At 66.5% G+C, this 17,003-nt stretch carries 13 protein-coding genes; 7 read left to right on the top strand and 6 right to left on the bottom strand.

All coding sequences use genetic code 11. The annotated features are described in order from the left end of the window. Positions 1-105 precede the first annotated feature (105 nt). The 5 genes from OO12_RS12170 to OO12_RS12190 are packed head-to-tail and all read left to right on the top strand — an operon-like array spanning position 106 to position 6,191. Positions 106-1,503 carry an amidohydrolase gene (locus tag OO12_RS12170; RefSeq protein ID WP_082006504.1) on the top strand — a complete coding sequence of 466 codons (1,398 nt, stop codon included), beginning with the start codon at positions 106-108 and terminating at the stop codon, positions 1,501-1,503. Then, positions 1,500-2,768, top strand: coding sequence for an amidohydrolase family protein (locus tag OO12_RS12175; protein WP_034158949.1), 1,269 nt, complete (start codon positions 1,500-1,502; stop codon positions 2,766-2,768). Before OO12_RS12170 ends, OO12_RS12175 begins: the two co-directional genes overlap by 4 nt. After that, positions 2,765-3,496, top strand: a complete 732-nt coding sequence (locus OO12_RS12180) for a hypothetical protein (RefSeq protein ID WP_034158950.1) — start codon at positions 2,765-2,767, stop codon at positions 3,494-3,496. Before OO12_RS12175 ends, OO12_RS12180 begins: the two co-directional genes overlap by 4 nt. Further along, on the top strand, positions 3,493-4,902 hold the full coding sequence (locus tag OO12_RS12185) for an amidohydrolase (RefSeq protein WP_034158951.1): 1,410 nt from the start codon (positions 3,493-3,495) through the stop codon (positions 4,900-4,902). The genes OO12_RS12180 and OO12_RS12185 overlap by 4 nt, the downstream gene beginning before the upstream one ends. Beyond that, a complete protein-coding gene (locus OO12_RS12190; protein ID WP_034158952.1) occupies positions 4,899-6,191 on the top strand; it encodes an amidohydrolase family protein in 1,293 nt (430 codons plus the stop codon). The genes OO12_RS12185 and OO12_RS12190 overlap by 4 nt, the downstream gene beginning before the upstream one ends. A gap of 119 nt (positions 6,192-6,310) precedes the next feature. Here OO12_RS12190 and OO12_RS12195 read toward each other — a convergent pair whose 3' ends face one another. The 3 genes from OO12_RS12195 to OO12_RS12205 are packed head-to-tail and all read right to left on the bottom strand — an operon-like array spanning position 6,311 to position 12,288. Further along, the gene (locus OO12_RS12195) at positions 6,311-9,115 is read right to left on the bottom strand and encodes a M16 family metallopeptidase (RefSeq protein WP_034158953.1); all 2,805 of its coding nucleotides are present in this window, start codon (positions 9,113-9,115) and stop codon (positions 6,311-6,313) included. 45 nt (positions 9,116-9,160) lie between these two features. Then, positions 9,161-10,279, bottom strand: a complete 1,119-nt coding sequence (locus tag OO12_RS12200) for a dipeptidase (RefSeq protein ID WP_034158954.1) — start codon at positions 10,277-10,279, stop codon at positions 9,161-9,163. Further along, complete coding sequence (locus OO12_RS12205) at positions 10,276-12,288, bottom strand: amidohydrolase family protein (protein ID WP_235364770.1); 2,013 nt, start codon at positions 12,286-12,288, stop codon at positions 10,276-10,278. The genes OO12_RS12200 and OO12_RS12205 overlap by 4 nt, the downstream gene beginning before the upstream one ends. 124 nt (positions 12,289-12,412) lie before the next feature. On the opposite strand from OO12_RS12205, the gene OO12_RS12210 reads away from it, so the two are divergent. Beyond that, on the top strand, positions 12,413-13,123 hold the full coding sequence (locus OO12_RS12210) for an SDR family oxidoreductase (protein WP_034158956.1): 711 nt from the start codon (positions 12,413-12,415) through the stop codon (positions 13,121-13,123). Between the two features lie 3 nt (positions 13,124-13,126). On the opposite strand, the gene OO12_RS12215 is transcribed toward OO12_RS12210, so the two are convergent. From OO12_RS12215 to OO12_RS12225, 3 genes are read right to left on the bottom strand one after another with little or no spacing between them, the layout of a single operon-like run. After that, positions 13,127-14,662 carry a tryptophan halogenase family protein gene (locus tag OO12_RS12215; protein ID WP_034158957.1) on the bottom strand — a complete coding sequence of 512 codons (1,536 nt, stop codon included), beginning with the start codon at positions 14,660-14,662 and terminating at the stop codon, positions 13,127-13,129. 18 nt (positions 14,663-14,680) lie between these two features. After that, the gene (locus tag OO12_RS12220) at positions 14,681-15,175 is read right to left on the bottom strand and encodes a PIN domain-containing protein (RefSeq protein ID WP_034158958.1); all 495 of its coding nucleotides are present in this window, start codon (positions 15,173-15,175) and stop codon (positions 14,681-14,683) included. Next, positions 15,175-15,414, bottom strand: a complete 240-nt coding sequence (locus OO12_RS12225; protein WP_034158959.1) for a type II toxin-antitoxin system Phd/YefM family antitoxin — start codon at positions 15,412-15,414, stop codon at positions 15,175-15,177. Before OO12_RS12225 ends, OO12_RS12220 begins: the two co-directional genes overlap by 1 nt. A gap of 204 nt (positions 15,415-15,618) precedes the next feature. Here OO12_RS12225 and OO12_RS12230 point away from each other — a divergent pair, with 204 nt between their 5' ends. Continuing rightward, complete coding sequence (locus OO12_RS12230; RefSeq protein WP_052215803.1) at positions 15,619-16,995, top strand: cation:proton antiporter; 1,377 nt, start codon at positions 15,619-15,621, stop codon at positions 16,993-16,995. Positions 16,996-17,003: the final 8 nt, after the last annotated feature.

The following is a 17,003-nucleotide window of genomic DNA, read 5'->3' on the forward strand; positions in this document are numbered from 1 at the left end:
CTCTCGCCAAGATGATCCGCGGTCCGAAATCCGCCATCGCGATGCGGTTTTCGCGCGACTGGCGGATTCCGTGTCGCGAGCCATCCTAGGCGGCAGGGGAAGCGAATGTTCAGAGCGGCCAGGGTCAGGATTGCGATGCTCGCACTTGTCGGCACGGCGCAGATCGCGCCTGCTGCGGATTTGCCGCGCGGGCTCGACCCCGCCGCGAATGCTGATGCCTTCCCCAGCACTTATGTCCCTGTATCCGTTCCTCCGATGGCGATCGTCGGCGCGACGATCCTGACCGGAACGGGCGATGAAATCGCTGCAGGCACCGTGCTGGTGCGCGACGGCAAGATACAGGCGGTCGGTGCAGGCCTCGCCGTCCCGCAAGGCTATGTCGCGATCGATGGGCGCGGCAAATGGGTCACGCCGGGTGTGATCGACGTGCATTCGCACCTTGGTGCGGCGGGCTCGCCCTCGGTTCCCGCCCATGACGATACCAACGAGGCGACGTCACCCAATAGTGCCGAAGTGTGGATCGAGCATTCGGTTTGGCCGCAGGATCCCAAGTTCCGCCTCGCGCGCGCTGCGGGCGTGACCACGCTGCTGCTGTTGCCGGGTTCATCGAACCTGTTCGGCGGGCGATCGGTGACGGTCAAGAATGTGCCCGCCGACACGGTGCAGGCGATGAAATTCCCCGGCGCACCCTATGGCCTGAAGATGGCATGCGGCGAGAATCCCAAAGCCACCTTTGGCGGTCGTGGGCGTGCTCCGGCGACGCGGATGGGCAATGTCGCCGGCTATCGCGCGGCGTGGATCAATGCCGCCGATTATGCACGCAAATGGGATAAATGGCGCGCCGACGGTGGCAAGGGCGACCCGCCCAAGCGCGACCTGCAGCTTGATACGCTGGCCGGGGTGCTCAAGGGCGAGATCCTGGTCCACAACCATTGCTACCGCGCCGACGAGATGGCGATCATGATCGACATCGCGCATGATTTCGGCTTCCGCATCGCTGCGTTCCACCATGCGACCGAGGCGTACAAGATCGCGCCCGTCTTGGCGAAGGAGGGGATCTGTGTCGCGACCTGGGCTGAGGCCTGGGGTGCGAAGATGGAATCGTTCGACGGGGTCGAGGAGAATGCCGCGATGGTCGACGCTGCCGGCGGCTGCGCGATCATCCATTCGGATGATGGCTTGCTGATCCAGCGGCTCAATCAGGAAGCGGGGATCGCGCTGGCGGCGGGACGCGCGGCGGGTCTGCCGGTCAGCCGGGGCGAGGCGGTGAAATGGTTCACGCTCAATCCGGCCAGGGCGATGGGGATCGCTGACCGCATCGGCTCGCTCGAAACCGGCAAGGCTGCGGATCTCGTGCTGTGGAACGCCGACCCGCTCAGCGTCTACGCGCGCGCCGACCGGGTCTGGATCGACGGCGTGACCGTGTGGGACCGGAGCGATGCGCATTTCCAGGCGCCATCCGACTTTCTGCTTGGCCAGCCCGGTCAGGATTTCGCCCGGTGATCGCGCGGCTTCTTGCCCTGTTGTCGGTGACCGTAGCGGTGCCCGCTGCCGCACAGACTGTGGCGATCGTCCATGGCCGCGTACTGACCATGGGCCCGGCGGGAGATATCGCCGATGGCACGGTGATGCTGCGCGATGGCAAGGTGGTTGCGGTCGGTTCCGGGATTGCGGTGCCGGCTGACGCGCGTGTGATCGATGCGACGGGCAAGATCGTCACGCCCGGGCTGATCGCGTCCGTCACCAGCCTCGGCCTGGTCGAGGTTCGCTCGCTTGCCGGGCCCGATGACCGCGCATCGACCAATGACCGGATCAGCGCCGCGCTTGATGCCGGGGATGGCCTCAACCCGGATTCGGTGTTGATCCCGGTTGCGCGGCTGGGCGGCATTACGCGGTCGATCGTCACGCCGGGCTATGGCGGCAAGGCGGGGCGCACCCTGCTCTTCGCCGGGCAGGCCGTGGCGGTACAACTCGGCGCGGGCGGACCGATGCTGGTGCGGCGCGGGGTGGCGATGATGCTGGCGATGGGCGAGGAGGGTGCCGAGCGCGCCGGGGGCTCGCGTGGCGCTGCGCTGACGTCGCTGGCCATCGCGCTTGACGACGTACGCAGCTATGCGCGCCGCCGCGCCGATTATGATCGTGGCGAGACGCGCGCCTTCGCCTTGTCGCGCGCCGATCTCGAAGCGCTGGTGCCGGTGGTCGAAGGACGAATGCCGCTGCTCGTCACGGTCAATCGCGCGTCCGACATTCGCGAAATGCTTGCCTTCGCCCGCGCCCAGCGCTTGAAGCTGATCCTCGAAAGCGCATCCGAAGGCTGGCGCGTGGCGGCGGAGATCGCATCGGCCCGGATACCGGTACTGCTCACCCCGATCGAGAATATACCCGCCTCATTCGAGATGCTCGGCGCGACGCTGTCCAATGCGCAGCGGCTGCACGCGGCGGGCGTACTGATCGGCTTCGAAGGCAATGGGCCGGAGCGCGAGCGCGAACTGCGCCACAATGCTGGCGCGGTGGTGGCCGAGGGGCTGCCCTATGCGGCGGCATTGGCGGCGATCACGATCAACCCGGCACGCATCTTCGGCCTCGCCGACCGGGTTGGGTCGCTTGAACCGGGCAAGGAAGGGGATGCGGTAATCTGGGACGGCGATCCGCTGGAAACCACCAGCCGCCCGGTTGCGATCTTCATCCGCGGCATCGCCCAGCCAATGACATCGCGCCAGACCGAACTTCGTGACCGTTACATTCAACAGGTGAGGAAACCGCAATGAAACTTGATTCAACCAAATTGCTCATGGCGTATTCGGCCGTGCTGACCGCTGCTTTCGCCATGTCGCTCGGCGGTGGCGGGGCGGTCGCCCAGTCTGGCGCCAAGACCAGCTTCGACACGATCGACGTGAAGCGCATCAATGTCCGCGAGGATGACGGTACGCTGCGCATGATCGTGTCGAACACCAGCCGCTCGCCCGGCATCATCTATCATGGCAAGGAACGTCCGCACCCCAGCGGCAATCGCGGCGCCGGAATCATCTTCTACAACAGTGAGGGCACCGAGAATGGCGGCCTGACCTTCGGCGGCGAGACCGGCAAGGATGGCAAGGTCTCGGGCAGCGGACATCTGAGCTTCGACCAGTATCAGCAGGACCAGGTGATCCAGCTGACTCAGAGCGAATATGACGGCCGGCGCTGGGCGGCGATGATCGTCAACGACCGGCCCGAAACGCCGCTCGATTTCGACCTGGCGGAGAAACTCGGCAAGATGCCGGCGGGCGCCGAACGCGATGCGTTCCTCAAAAAGCTCGAGGCCGATGGCGTCGGCGGGCGCCAGCGGCTCTTTGTCGGCAAGACCCGCAACCGGGAGTCAGCGGTGATGCTGAGCGACGCGCTGGGCCGTCCGCGCATGATGCTGAAGGTGACCAATGACGGCGCCGCCTCGATCGACTTTCTCGACGAGAAGGGCAAAGTGCAGCGCTCGCTTGCGGCGACTGACAAACAGTGAGGTATGCCGCGACCCTGGCGGCGCTGGCGCTGGCCGGTTGCGCGGCCAAGCCCGCACCGGCACCCGCTGCGGCTTCTGCAAAGCCGTTGCCGGCCGGTCTCGACCCGTCGCGCGACCCGGGCTTTCCGAGCAGCTATGTCGCGCGGCCACAGCCGCCGGTGGCGCTGGTCGGGGCAACCGTGCTGACCGGCACCGGTGCGGAGATTGTCGCCGGCACCGTGCTGGTGCGTGACGGCAGGATCGAAGCGGTCGGGGCGGCGTTGCCCGTCCCGGCCGGCTATGCAGCGATCGACGCGCGCGGGCGCTGGGTGACGCCGGGCGTGATCGATGCGCATTCGCATCTCGGCGTCTATGCCCATCCCGGCGTACCGGCGCATGACGATGGCAATGAATTGACCGACCCGAATACCGCGCAGGTCTGGGCCGAGCATTCGGTCTGGCCGCAGGATCCGGGCTTCGACACCGCGCGTGAGGCGGGAGTCACGGCGATGCAGATCCTGCCTGGATCGGGCAATTTGTTCGGTGGCCGGTCGGTGACATTGAAAAATGTACCGTCCGATACGGTGCAGGGAATGAAGTTTCCCGGTGCGCCCTATGGCCTGAAAATGGCCTGTGGCGAGAATCCCAAGCGCGTCTATGGCGCCAAGGGTCGCGCGCCCTCGACGCGGATGGGCAATGTCGCCGGCTATCGCGCGGCGTGGATCAATGCCGCCGATTATGCGCGCAAATGGGATAAATGGCGCGCCGACGGTGGCAAGGGCGATCCGCCCAAGCGCGACTTGCAACTCGATACGCTGGCCGGCGTGCTCAAGGGCGAGATCCTGATCCACAACCATTGCTACCGCGCCGACGAGATGGCGATCATGATCGATGTCGCGCGCGAATTCGGCTACAAGATCACTGCCTTCCACCACGCCACCGAGGCCTACAAGATCGCGCCGCTGCTCGCACGCGAGGGGATTTGCGTCGCCACCTGGGCGAACTGGTGGGGGTACAAGATGGAAGTCTATGATGCGATCGAGGAAAATGCCGCGATGATCGAGCGCGCCGGTGGCTGCGCGGTGATCCACTCTGATGACGGTATTTTGATTCAGCATCTCAACCAGGAGGCTGCGGTCGCTCTATCCGCCGGACGCCGCGCCGGCATCCGTATCAGCGAGGGCGAAGCGGTCAAATGGTTCACCGCCAACCCGGCGAAGATGCTCGGGATCGCCGACAAGACCGGCTCGATCGAACCCGGCAAGGCCGCCGACCTCGTGCTGTGGAGCGCGGATCCGTTCAGCATCTATGCGCTGGCCGACCGGGTGTGGATCGACGGCGCGATGGTCTATGACCGCAAGGACCCGGCATATCGTCGGCATTCCGACTTCCTGCTTGGCCAGCCCGGTCAGGAGTTGCCACGATGAGTGCGCGGGGAATCACCGCGCTGCTGACGGCGTTGCTGGCGAGCGCGCCAGTTGCTGCGCAGACCATCGCCATCACCAATGTTCGCATCCTGTCGATGGGCCGAGCGGGCGAAGTTGCGCGGGGGACTGTGGTCATTCGCGATGGCCGCATCGCAGCGGTCGGCGCCGAAATCGCCATCCCGGCGGATGCGCGGCTGATCGACGGCAAGGGCGGGGTGGTCACCCCGGGTTTCGTGCTCGCTGATGGACGCATGGGGCTGATGGACGTCAGCCAGGTGCCGCTCAGCGTCGATCGCGCCCAGCATAATCCGGCGCTCAGCGCGGCATTCGACGTCAGTCAGGGTCTCAATCCCGACAGTGTGGTCATCCCCGTCGCGCGCCTCGGCGGGATCACGCGCGCGATTCTCGCGCCCGATTATGACGACAAGGGTGACCGCGACTTGCAATTTGCTGGTCAGGCGGCGGTGGTCGATCTCGGACAGCGTCCCGATATGGTGATGCGGCCGCGTGTCGCGATGATCCTCGAACTGGGCGAGAATGGGGCCGAACGCGCTGGCGGCGCGCGCGGCGCGGCGCTGGCCGAATTGCGCGCGACGCTTGCCGATGTGCGCGATTATGCCCGCCGTCGCGCTGCCTATGAACGCGGCCAGACGCGTGACTATCGCCTGTCGCGCGTCGATCTTGAAGCGCTGGTGCCGGTGGTCGAGGGACGGATGCCGATCGTCGTCACGGTCGATCGTGCCTCGGACATTCTCGAAGTCCTGGCGCTGGCGCGCGAGGAACGTCTGAAGATCATACTCGACGGCGCGGCGGAGGGCTGGCGCGTGGCCGACCGGATCGCGCAGGCGAACGTGCCGGTGATCCTCGATGCGCGGCTCGACTTGCCCAACAGCTTCGAACAGCTTGGCGCGCGCAACGACAATGCCGCCCGGCTCTTCGCGGCGGGCGTGACGATCACGATCAAGGATGGCGAGGGCGGGAGCTACCGTGCGCGCGAGCTGCGTTATGATACCGGCCATGCTGTCGCGCATGGCCTGCCCTATGTGGCGGCGCTCGCCGCGATCACCATCAATCCGGCGAAAATGTTCGGCATCGATGACCGCGTCGGCTCGCTCGATATCGGCAAGGATGCCGATGTGGTGCTGTGGAGCGGTGATCCGCTCGAGCCCCTGTCGCAACCCGGCGCGATATTCGTGCGAGGGATCGAACAATCGCTGACCACCCGCCAGACCGAATTGCGCGACCGTTATCTGGCGAAACAGCCGCTGGGGCGCGCGGGGGCGCCTTGATCCACCGCACCCCGGACTTGTTCCGGGGTGCGGTGGCATGGTTGCAAGGGTCGCCACGGACAATCCCCCCGTTCGTTTCGAGCGAAGCGGAGAGTCTGCTCATCCCTCTTCCGACGGTCTCACTTCCCGATCAGCGTCGCCGCATCGACCAGTTCGACATTGGGATGTGCTGCGCGCAGCGCCGGCAGCCAGGCCTTGCTGTCGCCGACCACCAGAACCGTCGCGGTTGCCGGATCGATCCGCTTCGCCGCCGCCGCGATTTCGGCCGGCGACACGGCCGCGCCAGGACTTAACTCGGCGCGCGCGACCGACAAGGGTGCGCCGGTCGCGATCAGGCCGGCGAGATAATCGCCGAGCCCGGCGGTCCGATCGGTCTGCGAGGCGAGGATGCGTGACACGAACTCGCTGCGCTCCGCATCTTCCGCCGCGCTTGGCGGATCGGCGGGGAGCCGCGCGAACTGGGCAAGCATCAGGTCGACCACTTCGGGCGCCGATGCGGTCTTGGTTTGCGATGCGGCCATCACGAAACCGCCGCCGCGGCGCATGTCGATCTGGCTGCCGGCGCCATAGCTCAGTCCGCGCTTCTCGCGGATTTCCTTCGACAGCCAGCCGATCGATCCGCCCCCGACGATTGCGTTGGCAACCTGAAGCGCGCGCTGGTCGCCGGCGCTGCGCGGGCCGGTCGGCAGTGCGGCGATGACGGCGCTTTGCGGGGCGCCGGGCAAGTCGATCGCGATGATCCGAGATGGTGCGGCGATGGCGGTGAAGGTCGGCGCGGGCGCCCCGCCGCTCCAGTCGCCGAACGTCCGTTGGGCAAGCGCGGCCGCCTGTTTCGCGTCGAGCGACCCCGTGACGACCAGAGTCGCGCCGCGCGGCCCCCATTTGGCGCGCGTCGCAGCAACATCGGCAGCGTCGATCGCGGCAAGCGACTGCGGAGTCGCGACCGCGCCATAAGGGGTGCCGGCAAACAGCGCCGCCGGCAGGACGCGCAGCGCGAGCTGGACCGGCTGCTTTTCGCTGACGGCCAGAGCGTCGGCGAGTTTGCGCCGCTCTCGGTCGAGTTCCTCGGGTGCCGCGCTTGGACGTAATGCCACATCGCCGAGTAATGCAGCGGCGGCATCGGCATTGGCGGCCGGCACGGTGATCTTCACGATCGTGGCATCGGCTTGGGCGTTCGCGCTGATCCGTCCGCCAAGATCGTCGACCGCCGCCGCGAGCGCGACCGCATCGCGTCTGCCAGCGCCGCGCAGCGCCAGCGCCGCCGTCAAATCGGCAAGGCCGGCGCGGCCCGCCGGATCGGCCGCGTCGCCGCCGGCGATGACCAGTTCGAGCGTGACCAGCGGCACTTCAGTGGATTGCGCGCTGACAAGGGTCAGGCCGTTGGCCAGCGTCGCTTCGATGATTGGTGGAACGACGCGCCGCTGGGGTCCGGGGCTAGGCGGCTGTTCGCGCTCGCTGGCCGAAGCGATCGTCACCGGGGTCCGTGTCGCCGGTGGAACGGTCGGTCCCATCGCTGCCACGTCGTTGGTCGAGACGTCGCCGGTATAGCCCGCCGGGCGCAAGCTTTCGTCCTGATAGCGGATCGTCACCTGGCGCTGTGCGCCCAGCCACCGTGTGGCGATGCGCTGGACATCGGCGGGCGTCATCGCGCGGATCGCAGTGAGCCTTTTGTCGTCATGCGCGGGATCGCCCGACAGGACATCGCCATCGCCGACCAGCAGGACACGTCCAGCGGGAGTCTCCCGATCGCTCAGCGCCGCACCGAGCAGCGCATTCTTGACCGAGGCAAGCTCGGCGGCATCGACCGGCGTATCGCGCAACCGGGCGATCTCGGCATCGAGCGCGGTCCGCGCGGCCGCCATGTCGGCGCCCTTGGCCAGCGTCGTGACGATCGCGAACGCATGGCCGTCGCGGGTATCGAAATTATAGGTCATGATCGACGAGGCCAATTGCTTGTCGGTGACCAGGACCCGGTTGAGCCGTGACGCGGCGCCGCGTGTCAGCAGCGCTTCGATCACGTCGATCCCCGCTGAATCGGGGTTCGCCTCAGCCGGCGCGACCCAGGCCGCGACCAGCGCGGGCAAGGGGACGTTGGGGGCATAGGCATCGACCAGGCGCGGGCTGGTTCGTTCCGGCTCAATGGACGAGGGGATCCGGATCAACGGCGCGGCCGGTTTGGGGATCGATCCGATATAGCGGTCGGCCCACGCTTCTAGCTGCCTGGGATCGAAATTGCCGGCGATGACCATTACTGCATTGTCGGGGCGATAGAATGCCTCGTGGAATGCGCGGACATCGGCGAGCGTCGCCTTGTCGAGATCCTCGGCGGTACCGCCGATCGGTCGGGCATAGGGATGGGTCGAGAAGACGAAGCCGGGGATCAGCTTGAACAGGATGCGCCCATAGGGTGCGGCGAAGATGCGCTGGCGCAACTCTTCCTTCACCACGTCACGCTCCGAAGCGAAATTGGCCTGATCGACAACCAGGTTCTTCAGCCGCTCGCCCTCGAGCCACAACAGGGTTTCGAGCCGGTTAGCCGGTGCGGTGGTGGTATAAAGCGTGTCGTCGAACAGGGTCGTCGCGTTGGCGCTTTCGACGATCGTGCTCATATAGGTGAAGGCGCCTTGCGGCAGGTTGCGCGTCGGCTTGAACATCAGATGTTCGAACAAATGTGCGAAACCCGCGCGCTCTTTCGGGTCGTCGCGCTGGCCAACCTTGTACCACATATATAGCGACACCGACGCCGCCTTTGGATCGCGCATCGCATAGAGTGTCATGCCGTTCTTCAGGACACGCTTGGTATAAACCAGCGGTGGCACGACGATCGGCGCGGCGGCCACTGCCGCGCGCGGTGCCGGCGCGGCAGTCACGGCGGTGGATGCGCACAATGTGGCGATGGTGATGGCGGCAAAGGACTTCATCATTCGGTCTCCCCTTGATGGGTGAGAGCGACCGCCGGGAATTTTCCGCTAGTTCGCCGGCCATGTCTCGCCGAAAAGCCGCGCGAAATTGCCGCCGAGGATCTTGTCGATCCGGCGCGGCGGATGGCCGCGTGCGGCAAGATCGCGTCCGATGTCGAAGAAGCGGCGCGGCGTGCTGTATTCGGGCAGGATGTTGAGCACGTCGGGCGCTTCGCCCGGCGCGGCGATGCCGCGTGACTTGCGTCCCTCGTAGAATTGGCGCTGCGCTTCATAGGCTGCGGCATTGACGGGCGTGGCGGTGATGCTGCCGTCGGTGCCGATGCCGACATGATCCTCGCCGCAAATGTCGATCGCATGCTCGACATGGCGCAACAGGTCCTCGGCATGGGGCTGGCCCGAGGCGCGCAGGAACGGCATCAGATAGAGGCCGACCACGCCACCCTTCGCCGCCATCGCACGCAGCGTCGCGTCATCGACGTTGCGCGGCAGGTCGGCCAGAGTGCGACAGCCGCTATGACTGATCGCCATTGGCCGCGTTGCAGCGGCGACCCCCTCGGCGATGGTGCGCGCGCCACCATGGCTGAGGTCGAGCAGCAGCTTCTGCGCCTCGATCTCCGCGATCAGCTGGCGGCCATAGTCGGACAGGCCGGCATTGGCCGCCTCGATTGCGCCGTCACCCGCGAGGTTGCGCTTGTTATAGGTGAGCTGGATCATCCGCACGCCCATTCCTCTGAACAGGGCGACATGGGCGAGATCGCCCTCGAGCGGGCTGGAATCCTGGAAGTTGCAGATCATGCCCAGCCGCCCGCTGCGCTTTGCCTCGGCCAGGTCGGCGGCGGTGCGGACCAGAATCAGCAGCTCGGGATTGTCCAGGCACATCTGCGTGACGCGCGCGACCTCGGCGACAGAATCGTGGAACTGGCCCGGGCCGCTGCCGGTCCGGCCGACCGTCATGCTCAGTGCGGTCATGCCCGAGGCGCGGATCGCGGCAATCACCTCCGGCGTCATGCGCTGTCCGCCGCCGGTCGACCCTTGCGCGTCGATCACCATCGCCTTGGCATAATCGCTTTCGCCCCATTGCCTCGCCGCCGCGCGCAGCGGCATGCCGATCAGGCCAGTCGCAAGCAGCGCGGAGCCGCCCAGCAGCATGTCGCGCCGCGTCGTCATTGGCAGGCTCCGTTGCGCGGCTTCAACCCGACGGCGACCGCGAGGTCGTTCCCGTCATGGATCACGCCGTCCTTCATCACCAGCGCGGCACAGCGCACCGCGCCGATCCGCTTTGTCGGGTCGCCATCGACCAGAATCAGGTCGGCGCGCTTGCCGGCCGCGATCGAGCCAGTGTCACGATCCTGTTTCATCACCCGCGCCGCACCGAGCGTGGCGTCGTGAAGCACATCGGCGGCCGGAACGCCCGCTGCGACATGCAATTCGAGTTCGCGTGCATACAGCATCGCGCTGCCGTCGGTGCCGTTGACCACCGGCACGCCGGCATCGTGCATCGCCTTGAGCAGCTGCTGCATGCGCAGGAACGACGCGCGATAATCGACCAGTTGCGCGCTGGTCGTGGCGCGCCCGCCGCCGCGGCTGTCGCGCAGGGCAGTGGCCGGCATGCGCGCCGCCCAGGGTGCGATCCAGGCCGACATCTCGCCCTTCCAGCCCGTGAACATGGTCTCGAAGGTGACGAGGGTCGGGTCGACCACGGTGCTCTTCGCCTTGAGATGCGCGACAAAGCTGCGTGCCGCTGCGCCCGCCGGGTCGATCTCATGCCCGCGCGTATAGGCGTCGGTGAAGCGCGCCGGCGTGTTGCTGCGCGCGGCGACCTCGGGCCCGAGGAAGTTGAGCAGCCAGAAATTGGCGTGCTGCACCTCGTCATAACCGGCATCGACCGCCTCGGTCATGGTCATGCCGGCGGGCACATGGCCACCGACGCGCAGGCCCCTGGCATGCGCCTCGGTCACTGCGATCGGCACCAAGGCGGGGGCGAGCGAGCTGTAGAGCTTGACCATCGGATAGCCGAGCGCGGCGAACCGGTCGACTGCCGCCCTTGTCTCTTCCGGGGTCGACACCAGGAATTTGGTCGGCCCGGCGAACGGACCGCGCCCGTCGATCAGCCCGGCTTTCAGGACATGCGGGCCGATCAGCGCGCCGCTGTCGAACTGGTCGGTGAGCGCCTTTAGCGTGGGCACGTCATTGCCCAGATCGCGGACGGTGGTGAGCCCCGCCATCATCGCCATCAGCCCGTCGCGCTGGCCGAGCAGATGGACATGCATATCCCACAGCCCGGGCAGCAGCGAACGGCCCTGCGCGTCGATCACCTGCGCGTCCTTCGGCACGGCGATGCTGCCGTCGCTGCCGACCGCCGCGATGCGGTCGCCGCGCACCAGCACGCTCATCCCCGGCCGCATCGCCCTCGTCTCGGCATCGAACAGCAATGCACCGCGGATCAGCACGGGACCCACTGGCCGCTTTGCGATCCGCGTGGCCTCGGCGCGAGCGGCGTCGTCGGATGCGCGGGTCTGCGCTGCGATCAAGGCGGTCTGGGCGGCCTCGTAACCGGCACGGATCACCCCAAACCAGGTGCCGCCACCGGCGAACAGCTCACCGTCGCGGTCGAGCCAGACCGGGGTCGGCTCCATGCCCAGCCCGTCGATGAAATAGAGCGTGGCGACGGCTTCGCCCGCACTGCCGGTCACCTTATGCTCGGCCATCCGGCGGATCGATGCTTCCCCTGTGGGGAGCAGCGGCAGGCGACGGCCCGGCACCTTGAGCAAGGCGCGGGCGAGCGCAGCGAGCTGTTCGTCATTGCCTTCATTGGTAACGTAGAAGCCTTTGGCGGCGGCGCTGCCGGCATCGACCGCGCTGGTCCATTGCGCCTTGCCGGCAGCGCTGGCGAAATGCTCGGCGATGACGATGCGGCGATAATCGGTGCCGGAGATATCTATCTCGACCGGCACGCCGTTCGGATCGTAGCGGGTCACCGTCACCAGATCGGGGCCGCGCCCGCGATCGCGAAAGGAGAGCCGCACGCGGCGTGCGGCATCTTCGCGTGAGACGTCGAGATTGCCCTTTGCGATGCCCGACATCACCACGGTGTAGCGGGTCGGCGGCACCGGGCTCGCGCCGAGCAGCAGCACGGCGGCGAGCAACCCCGCACAAGTCGGGACAGGTGGTTTCATCTTCATCGATCGGTATGAGGGACGAGCTCTGGCGATCCTCTACCGAATATCGCTCGGCATCTCTATTTCGGCGACATTATCCGTTCGACTGCCATCACTCGCAATCACCTGGAAAGGTTTATTCATGTCAGGAACGCGGCAACTCCAGATCGTCGTGATCGGCGGCACATCGGGGATTGGCCTGGCCATCGCCATGCTGATGGCGGGCAAGGGCCTGGCGGTGACGATCGTCGGCCGCGATCAGGATCGGCTGGACGCGGCGGTCGCGAGGATCGGTGGCGGCGCGCGGGGTGAAGCGATCGACGCCGCCGATGGCGATGCGCTTCGTGCGCTGTTCAAGCAGCTCGGGACGGTCGATCATCTGGTGATCGCCGCATCGGGTGGCGCGGGCGCGGGACCTTTTGCGTCGCTCGACGCCGCGGCATTACGGCGCGGTTTCGAGGCCAAGTTCTGGGTCCATTGGACCGCGGCGCAGGCGGTGCTGGATCATCTGCCCGATACCGGTTCGATCACCTTCATCACTGCGGCCTCGTCACGCCTCGCCAATCCGGGAACATCGGGCCTCGCCGCGATCAACGGCGCGCTGGAGCATATGGTGCGCACCCTGGCGCGCGAACTGGCGCCACGTCGCATCAACGCGGTCTCACCGGGCGTGATCGATACGCCGTGGTGGCACGACAAGCCTGACGCGCTGTTCCAGTCGGCGAGCAAACAGGCGCCGCTCGGCCGCCCGGGCGAGGCGGCCGAAGTTGCCGACGCTGTGGCATTCCTGATCGGCAACCGCTTCGTCACCGGCGTCATCCTCGATGTGGATGGCGGTCTGCACCTGACGTGACGCTCAGCCCGCGTCGTTGATCTGTCGGATCAGCTCGCGGTGTGGCGGGAGTTCCTGGGTCGCGCGCTCGCCGAAGCTGCGGATCCGGGTAAAGGTGCGCGCCGCCGCCTCGACATTGGGAAAGTCGCTCCGCCCGCCGGCCAGGTCGGTGTCGAACTCCATGCCGTAGAGAATGTATTGATAGTTGAAATAGGCGAAGGATTCGAGGTCGAGGATGAAGTCGAACCGGCCCGGCGGGCGGTGGCGCCATTGCTCGAGCAGGTCGCGCAGTCGTTCGGGGATCGTCGCCGGATCGGCGTTGGCGCGCCAGAACGGCTCGGGCCTGCGACTGAGGCAATAATGCAGCTTCAGGAACGTGACGATATTCTCGTAGCGCGCGGTCATCAGTTCGTTGAAGCGCCGCGCCGGTGCCTCGACCGGGCCGCTGTGCGGGAACAGGTCGGCGATCATGCCGATCGCTGCCTCGATCAGCACCACGCCGGTTGATTCGAGCGGCTCGAGGAACCCCGCCGACAGCCCGACCGCGACGCAATTCTTCACCCATTGCCGCCGCCGATAGCCCGCGTCGAACGTGATATGGCGCGTCGCGACGGTGCCGGGCGCCACGCCGAGATAGTCGTGGAGAATCGCCGCGGCGCGATCGTCATCGATATGGTCGCTCGAATAGACGCAGCCGACGCCGCGCGCGCCCTCCAGCCCGATGTCCCAGGTCCAGCCGGCCTCATGCGCGGTGGCGATGGTGAAGCTTTCGATCGGCGCGTCGGGCCGGTCATAAGGGACCTTGCAGGCGATCGCCCGGTCAGTGAACAAAATGTCGCGCACCGACACGAAGGACTGCGCGTCCACCCGTCCGATCAGCTCGGCACGGAAGCCGCTGCAGTCGATGAACATGTCCGCCGACAGCGCGCCATGATCGTCGGTCAGGACATGGTCGATCGCCCCGCGATCGTCGAGTATGACGTCCTGCAGCGTGCCCTGCAGATGCGTCACGCCCAAATTGCGGGCGCGCTCGGCCAGGACGCCGGCAAGCGCCACGGCGTCGAAATGATAGGCATAATTCAGCGGCCCGGTGAAATCACCCTCGTCGCGGCGCTTGGGGCCGCGCTTCGCGTCGGCGACGCGGTTCTGGATCGTGATCGCTTCGGCAAAGGGCGGCCGCGATGCTGGATCCTGCAGCAGCCAATAGGGCACCAGGCTGACGCCGTCCTTTTCAAAGGGCGCTTCGAATGGATGGAAGAAGCGATGGTGCCGGTCGCCGTCGGGCGCGTGCAGCCAGTCGATGAAGCGGATGCCTTGCTTGAACGTCGCGGAGGTGCCGCGCACGAACGCCGCCTCGTCGATGCCGAGATAGTGCAGCGTGGTGCGGATGGTTGGAAAAGTGCCCTCACCGACCCCGATGATCCCGATCTGCGGCGATTCGAGGAGGACGATCTCAAGCTTTTGATGCGCGGCCAGGCCGAACGCCTTGGCGAGATAGGCTGCGGTCAGCCAGCCGGCCGTGCCGCCGCCGACGATCAGGATGCGCCGTTTCTCGCTCATGCGCGGACCATTCCCTGCTCAACCACGAACGAACAGGCTCTTGAGCCAGACCGGGCCGCCGCGCGCCGCCTGGCGCCAGTCATGATCGTCGCCCTCATCGGGCGTATAGCCCCAGGGGTTGAACAGCCTGACCCGGCCGGCCTTGAACGCCGTCGTTCGCCGCGTCGCCAGGGTCAGCCCATGCACCAGCGCCGTCGCGGCGAACAGGCCGTCGCGCATATCGGCATAGCCGAGCTGCGAACGCCGTGACGCCACCGCCGCGTCGAGCGGCAGCACGCGTCCGTCGAACGCGCCGAGCAACTGTCGCTCGACCCAGTCGCGCAGCGCTGTCGCACCGGTCTTGTCGCGCCGGCCCAGCGTCGCCGCCGCGCTTTCGATCTCGATCGGGGTCAGGACCGACAGGAAAAGATTGGCCTGCGCGATGCCCGCGATCCAGGCAGCAAAGCCGGGATCGGTATCGCCGCTGCGGATCTTGTGCAGCTCGAACGCCAGATCGGTGTCGAGCAGGTACATCAGCCGCGTTCTCCGCTGCCGCCAAACCGGGCGGCAGCGAGGTCGATATCGGGCAGGCGCGGCGCGGCGAGCAGTTCCGCCACCCCCTCGGTCTGGCCCGACAAGGTACGAAAGGCATCGATGCTGAGCAGGACATGAGTCGGCCGGCCGCGATCGGTCACGAATACCGGTTCGAGTCGCGCGGCGCGCTTGGCGCTGCTGACATCCTGGTTGAACTCACGGCTGGTGAAGCGCTTCACAGGGTCCGCTCCCGGTGTTCGAACGACTGAATTGACGTAGGTACGTACCTACGCTGTGACGGACCCGCAACAGATTATGCCGGATCGGCCAGAAAATTGTGAGAACGTTCCCATTTTGCATGATTTTGCATTGCGCAGCAACGCCCACCTGGTTTCTCCTCCTGCACGAGCCGCAAAAGATGCGGTCGCACGGGGGGATGGCGAATGACTCAGGGGCTGATCGACAGCACGCTAGCGACATTGGGCGACGTGCTGTCGCCGCATGGACCCGCAGTCCAGGCAGCCGCGAAGAGCTTCGCGCCGGGCGATTTCAGCGTGCATTTCTTCCTCCAGCTCGCGGTCATCCTGCTCACCTGCCGCGTGGTCGGCTGGCTTGGGCAAAAGCTGCTCGGACAGCCCCAGGTGGTCGGTGAGATGATCGCCGGCGTGGTGCTTGGCCCGTCGCTGCTCGGCCTGTTGTTTCCCGAATTGCAGGGCGCCTTGTTCCCCAAGGAAACCAAGAGCGTGCTCTATGCCGGTGCGCAGCTCGGCGTCGGGCTCTACATGTTTCTGGTCGGCACCACGCTCAAGATCGACCATTTCCGTTCCAAGGCGAAGAGTGCGTTCGGCGTGTCGCTTGCCGGCATCATCGCGCCATTCATCATCGCGGTGATCATCACCCCGTGGCTGATCGGCGTGCCCGGCCTGTTCGCGGCGGGCATTTCGCAGCTCAACGCGACGCTGTTCATGGGCGCGTGCATCGCGCTGACCGCTTTCCCGATGCTGGCGCGGATCATCAATGAGCGCGGGCTGGCTGATTCCTCGCTCGGCACGCTGTCGCTGACCGCCGGGGCATTCGACGATGCCTGTTCGTGGTGCGTGCTGGCGATCGTGCTCGCTACCTTCGGCGGCGGTCCGGGCGTTGCGTTGCTCGCGATCGGCGGCGGCCTGCTCTATGTGGCCTTCATCATGCTGTTCGGCAAAAAGCTGCTCGCACCGCTTGGCCGCAAGGTCGAGCGCGAGGGCGAGATGAGCCTGACCGTGCTGGCGATCACATTGGCATTGTTCTGCCTGTCGGCCTTCCTGATGGACGCGATCGGCATCCACGCGATCTTCGGCGGTTTCATCCTCGGCACGGTGATGCCGCGCGGCCTGTTCGTGGTCGAGCTCAAGCGCAAGGTCGAACCGCTGGCCGTGGTGCTGTTGCTGCCGATGTTCTTCACCTTCTCCGGCCTCAACACGCGCATGGACATGGTCAATTCGCCGACCCTGCTGCTCATCGCGTTCGGCATCCTGGTCGCGTCGATCCTGGCCAAGGGCGGCGCCTGCTATCTCGCGGCGCGTCTGTCGGGCGAGGACAACCGCACCTCGCTCGGTATCGGCGCGTTGATGAATTCGCGCGGGCTGATGGAACTGATCATCATCAATATCGGCCTGCAGAAAGGCATTATCGGCCCGGCATTGTTCTCGATGCTGGTGCTGATGGCGATCGTGACGACGATGATGGCCGGGCCGTTGTTCGAGTTCGTCTATGGCAAGAAAGCCCGTGCCTCGGGTGAGCTGGGTGCGATCGACGCCCGGCTTGCCGCCGACCCGGTCTGAGCCGGAGG

The sequence above is a fragment of the Sphingomonas sp. ERG5 genome, assembly GCF_000803065.1.
Lineage (GTDB): Bacteria > Pseudomonadota > Alphaproteobacteria > Sphingomonadales > Sphingomonadaceae > Sphingomonas.

Excerpts from the sequence above, each read along its gene's own strand:
- OO12_RS12170 (WP_082006504.1), top strand. The coding sequence starts at position 106 with ATGTTCAGAGCGGCCAGGGTCAGGATTGCGATGCTCGCACTTGTCGGC.
- OO12_RS12180 (WP_034158950.1), top strand. The coding sequence starts at position 2,765 with ATGAAACTTGATTCAACCAAATTGCTCATGGCGTATTCGGCCGTGCTG.
- OO12_RS12190 (WP_034158952.1), top strand. The coding sequence starts at position 4,899 with ATGAGTGCGCGGGGAATCACCGCGCTGCTGACGGCGTTGCTGGCGAGC.
- OO12_RS12195 (WP_034158953.1), bottom strand. The coding sequence starts at position 9,115 with ATGATGAAGTCCTTTGCCGCCATCACCATCGCCACATTGTGCGCATCC.
- OO12_RS12200 (WP_034158954.1), bottom strand. The coding sequence starts at position 10,279 with ATGACGACGCGGCGCGACATGCTGCTGGGCGGCTCCGCGCTGCTTGCG.
- OO12_RS12205 (WP_235364770.1), bottom strand. The coding sequence starts at position 12,288 with ATGAAACCACCTGTCCCGACTTGTGCGGGGTTGCTCGCCGCCGTGCTG.
- OO12_RS12210 (WP_034158956.1), top strand. The coding sequence starts at position 12,413 with ATGTCAGGAACGCGGCAACTCCAGATCGTCGTGATCGGCGGCACATCG.
- OO12_RS12215 (WP_034158957.1), bottom strand. The coding sequence starts at position 14,662 with ATGAGCGAGAAACGGCGCATCCTGATCGTCGGCGGCGGCACGGCCGGC.
- OO12_RS12220 (WP_034158958.1), bottom strand. The coding sequence starts at position 15,175 with ATGTACCTGCTCGACACCGATCTGGCGTTCGAGCTGCACAAGATCCGC.
- OO12_RS12230 (WP_052215803.1), top strand. The coding sequence starts at position 15,619 with ATGACTCAGGGGCTGATCGACAGCACGCTAGCGACATTGGGCGACGTG.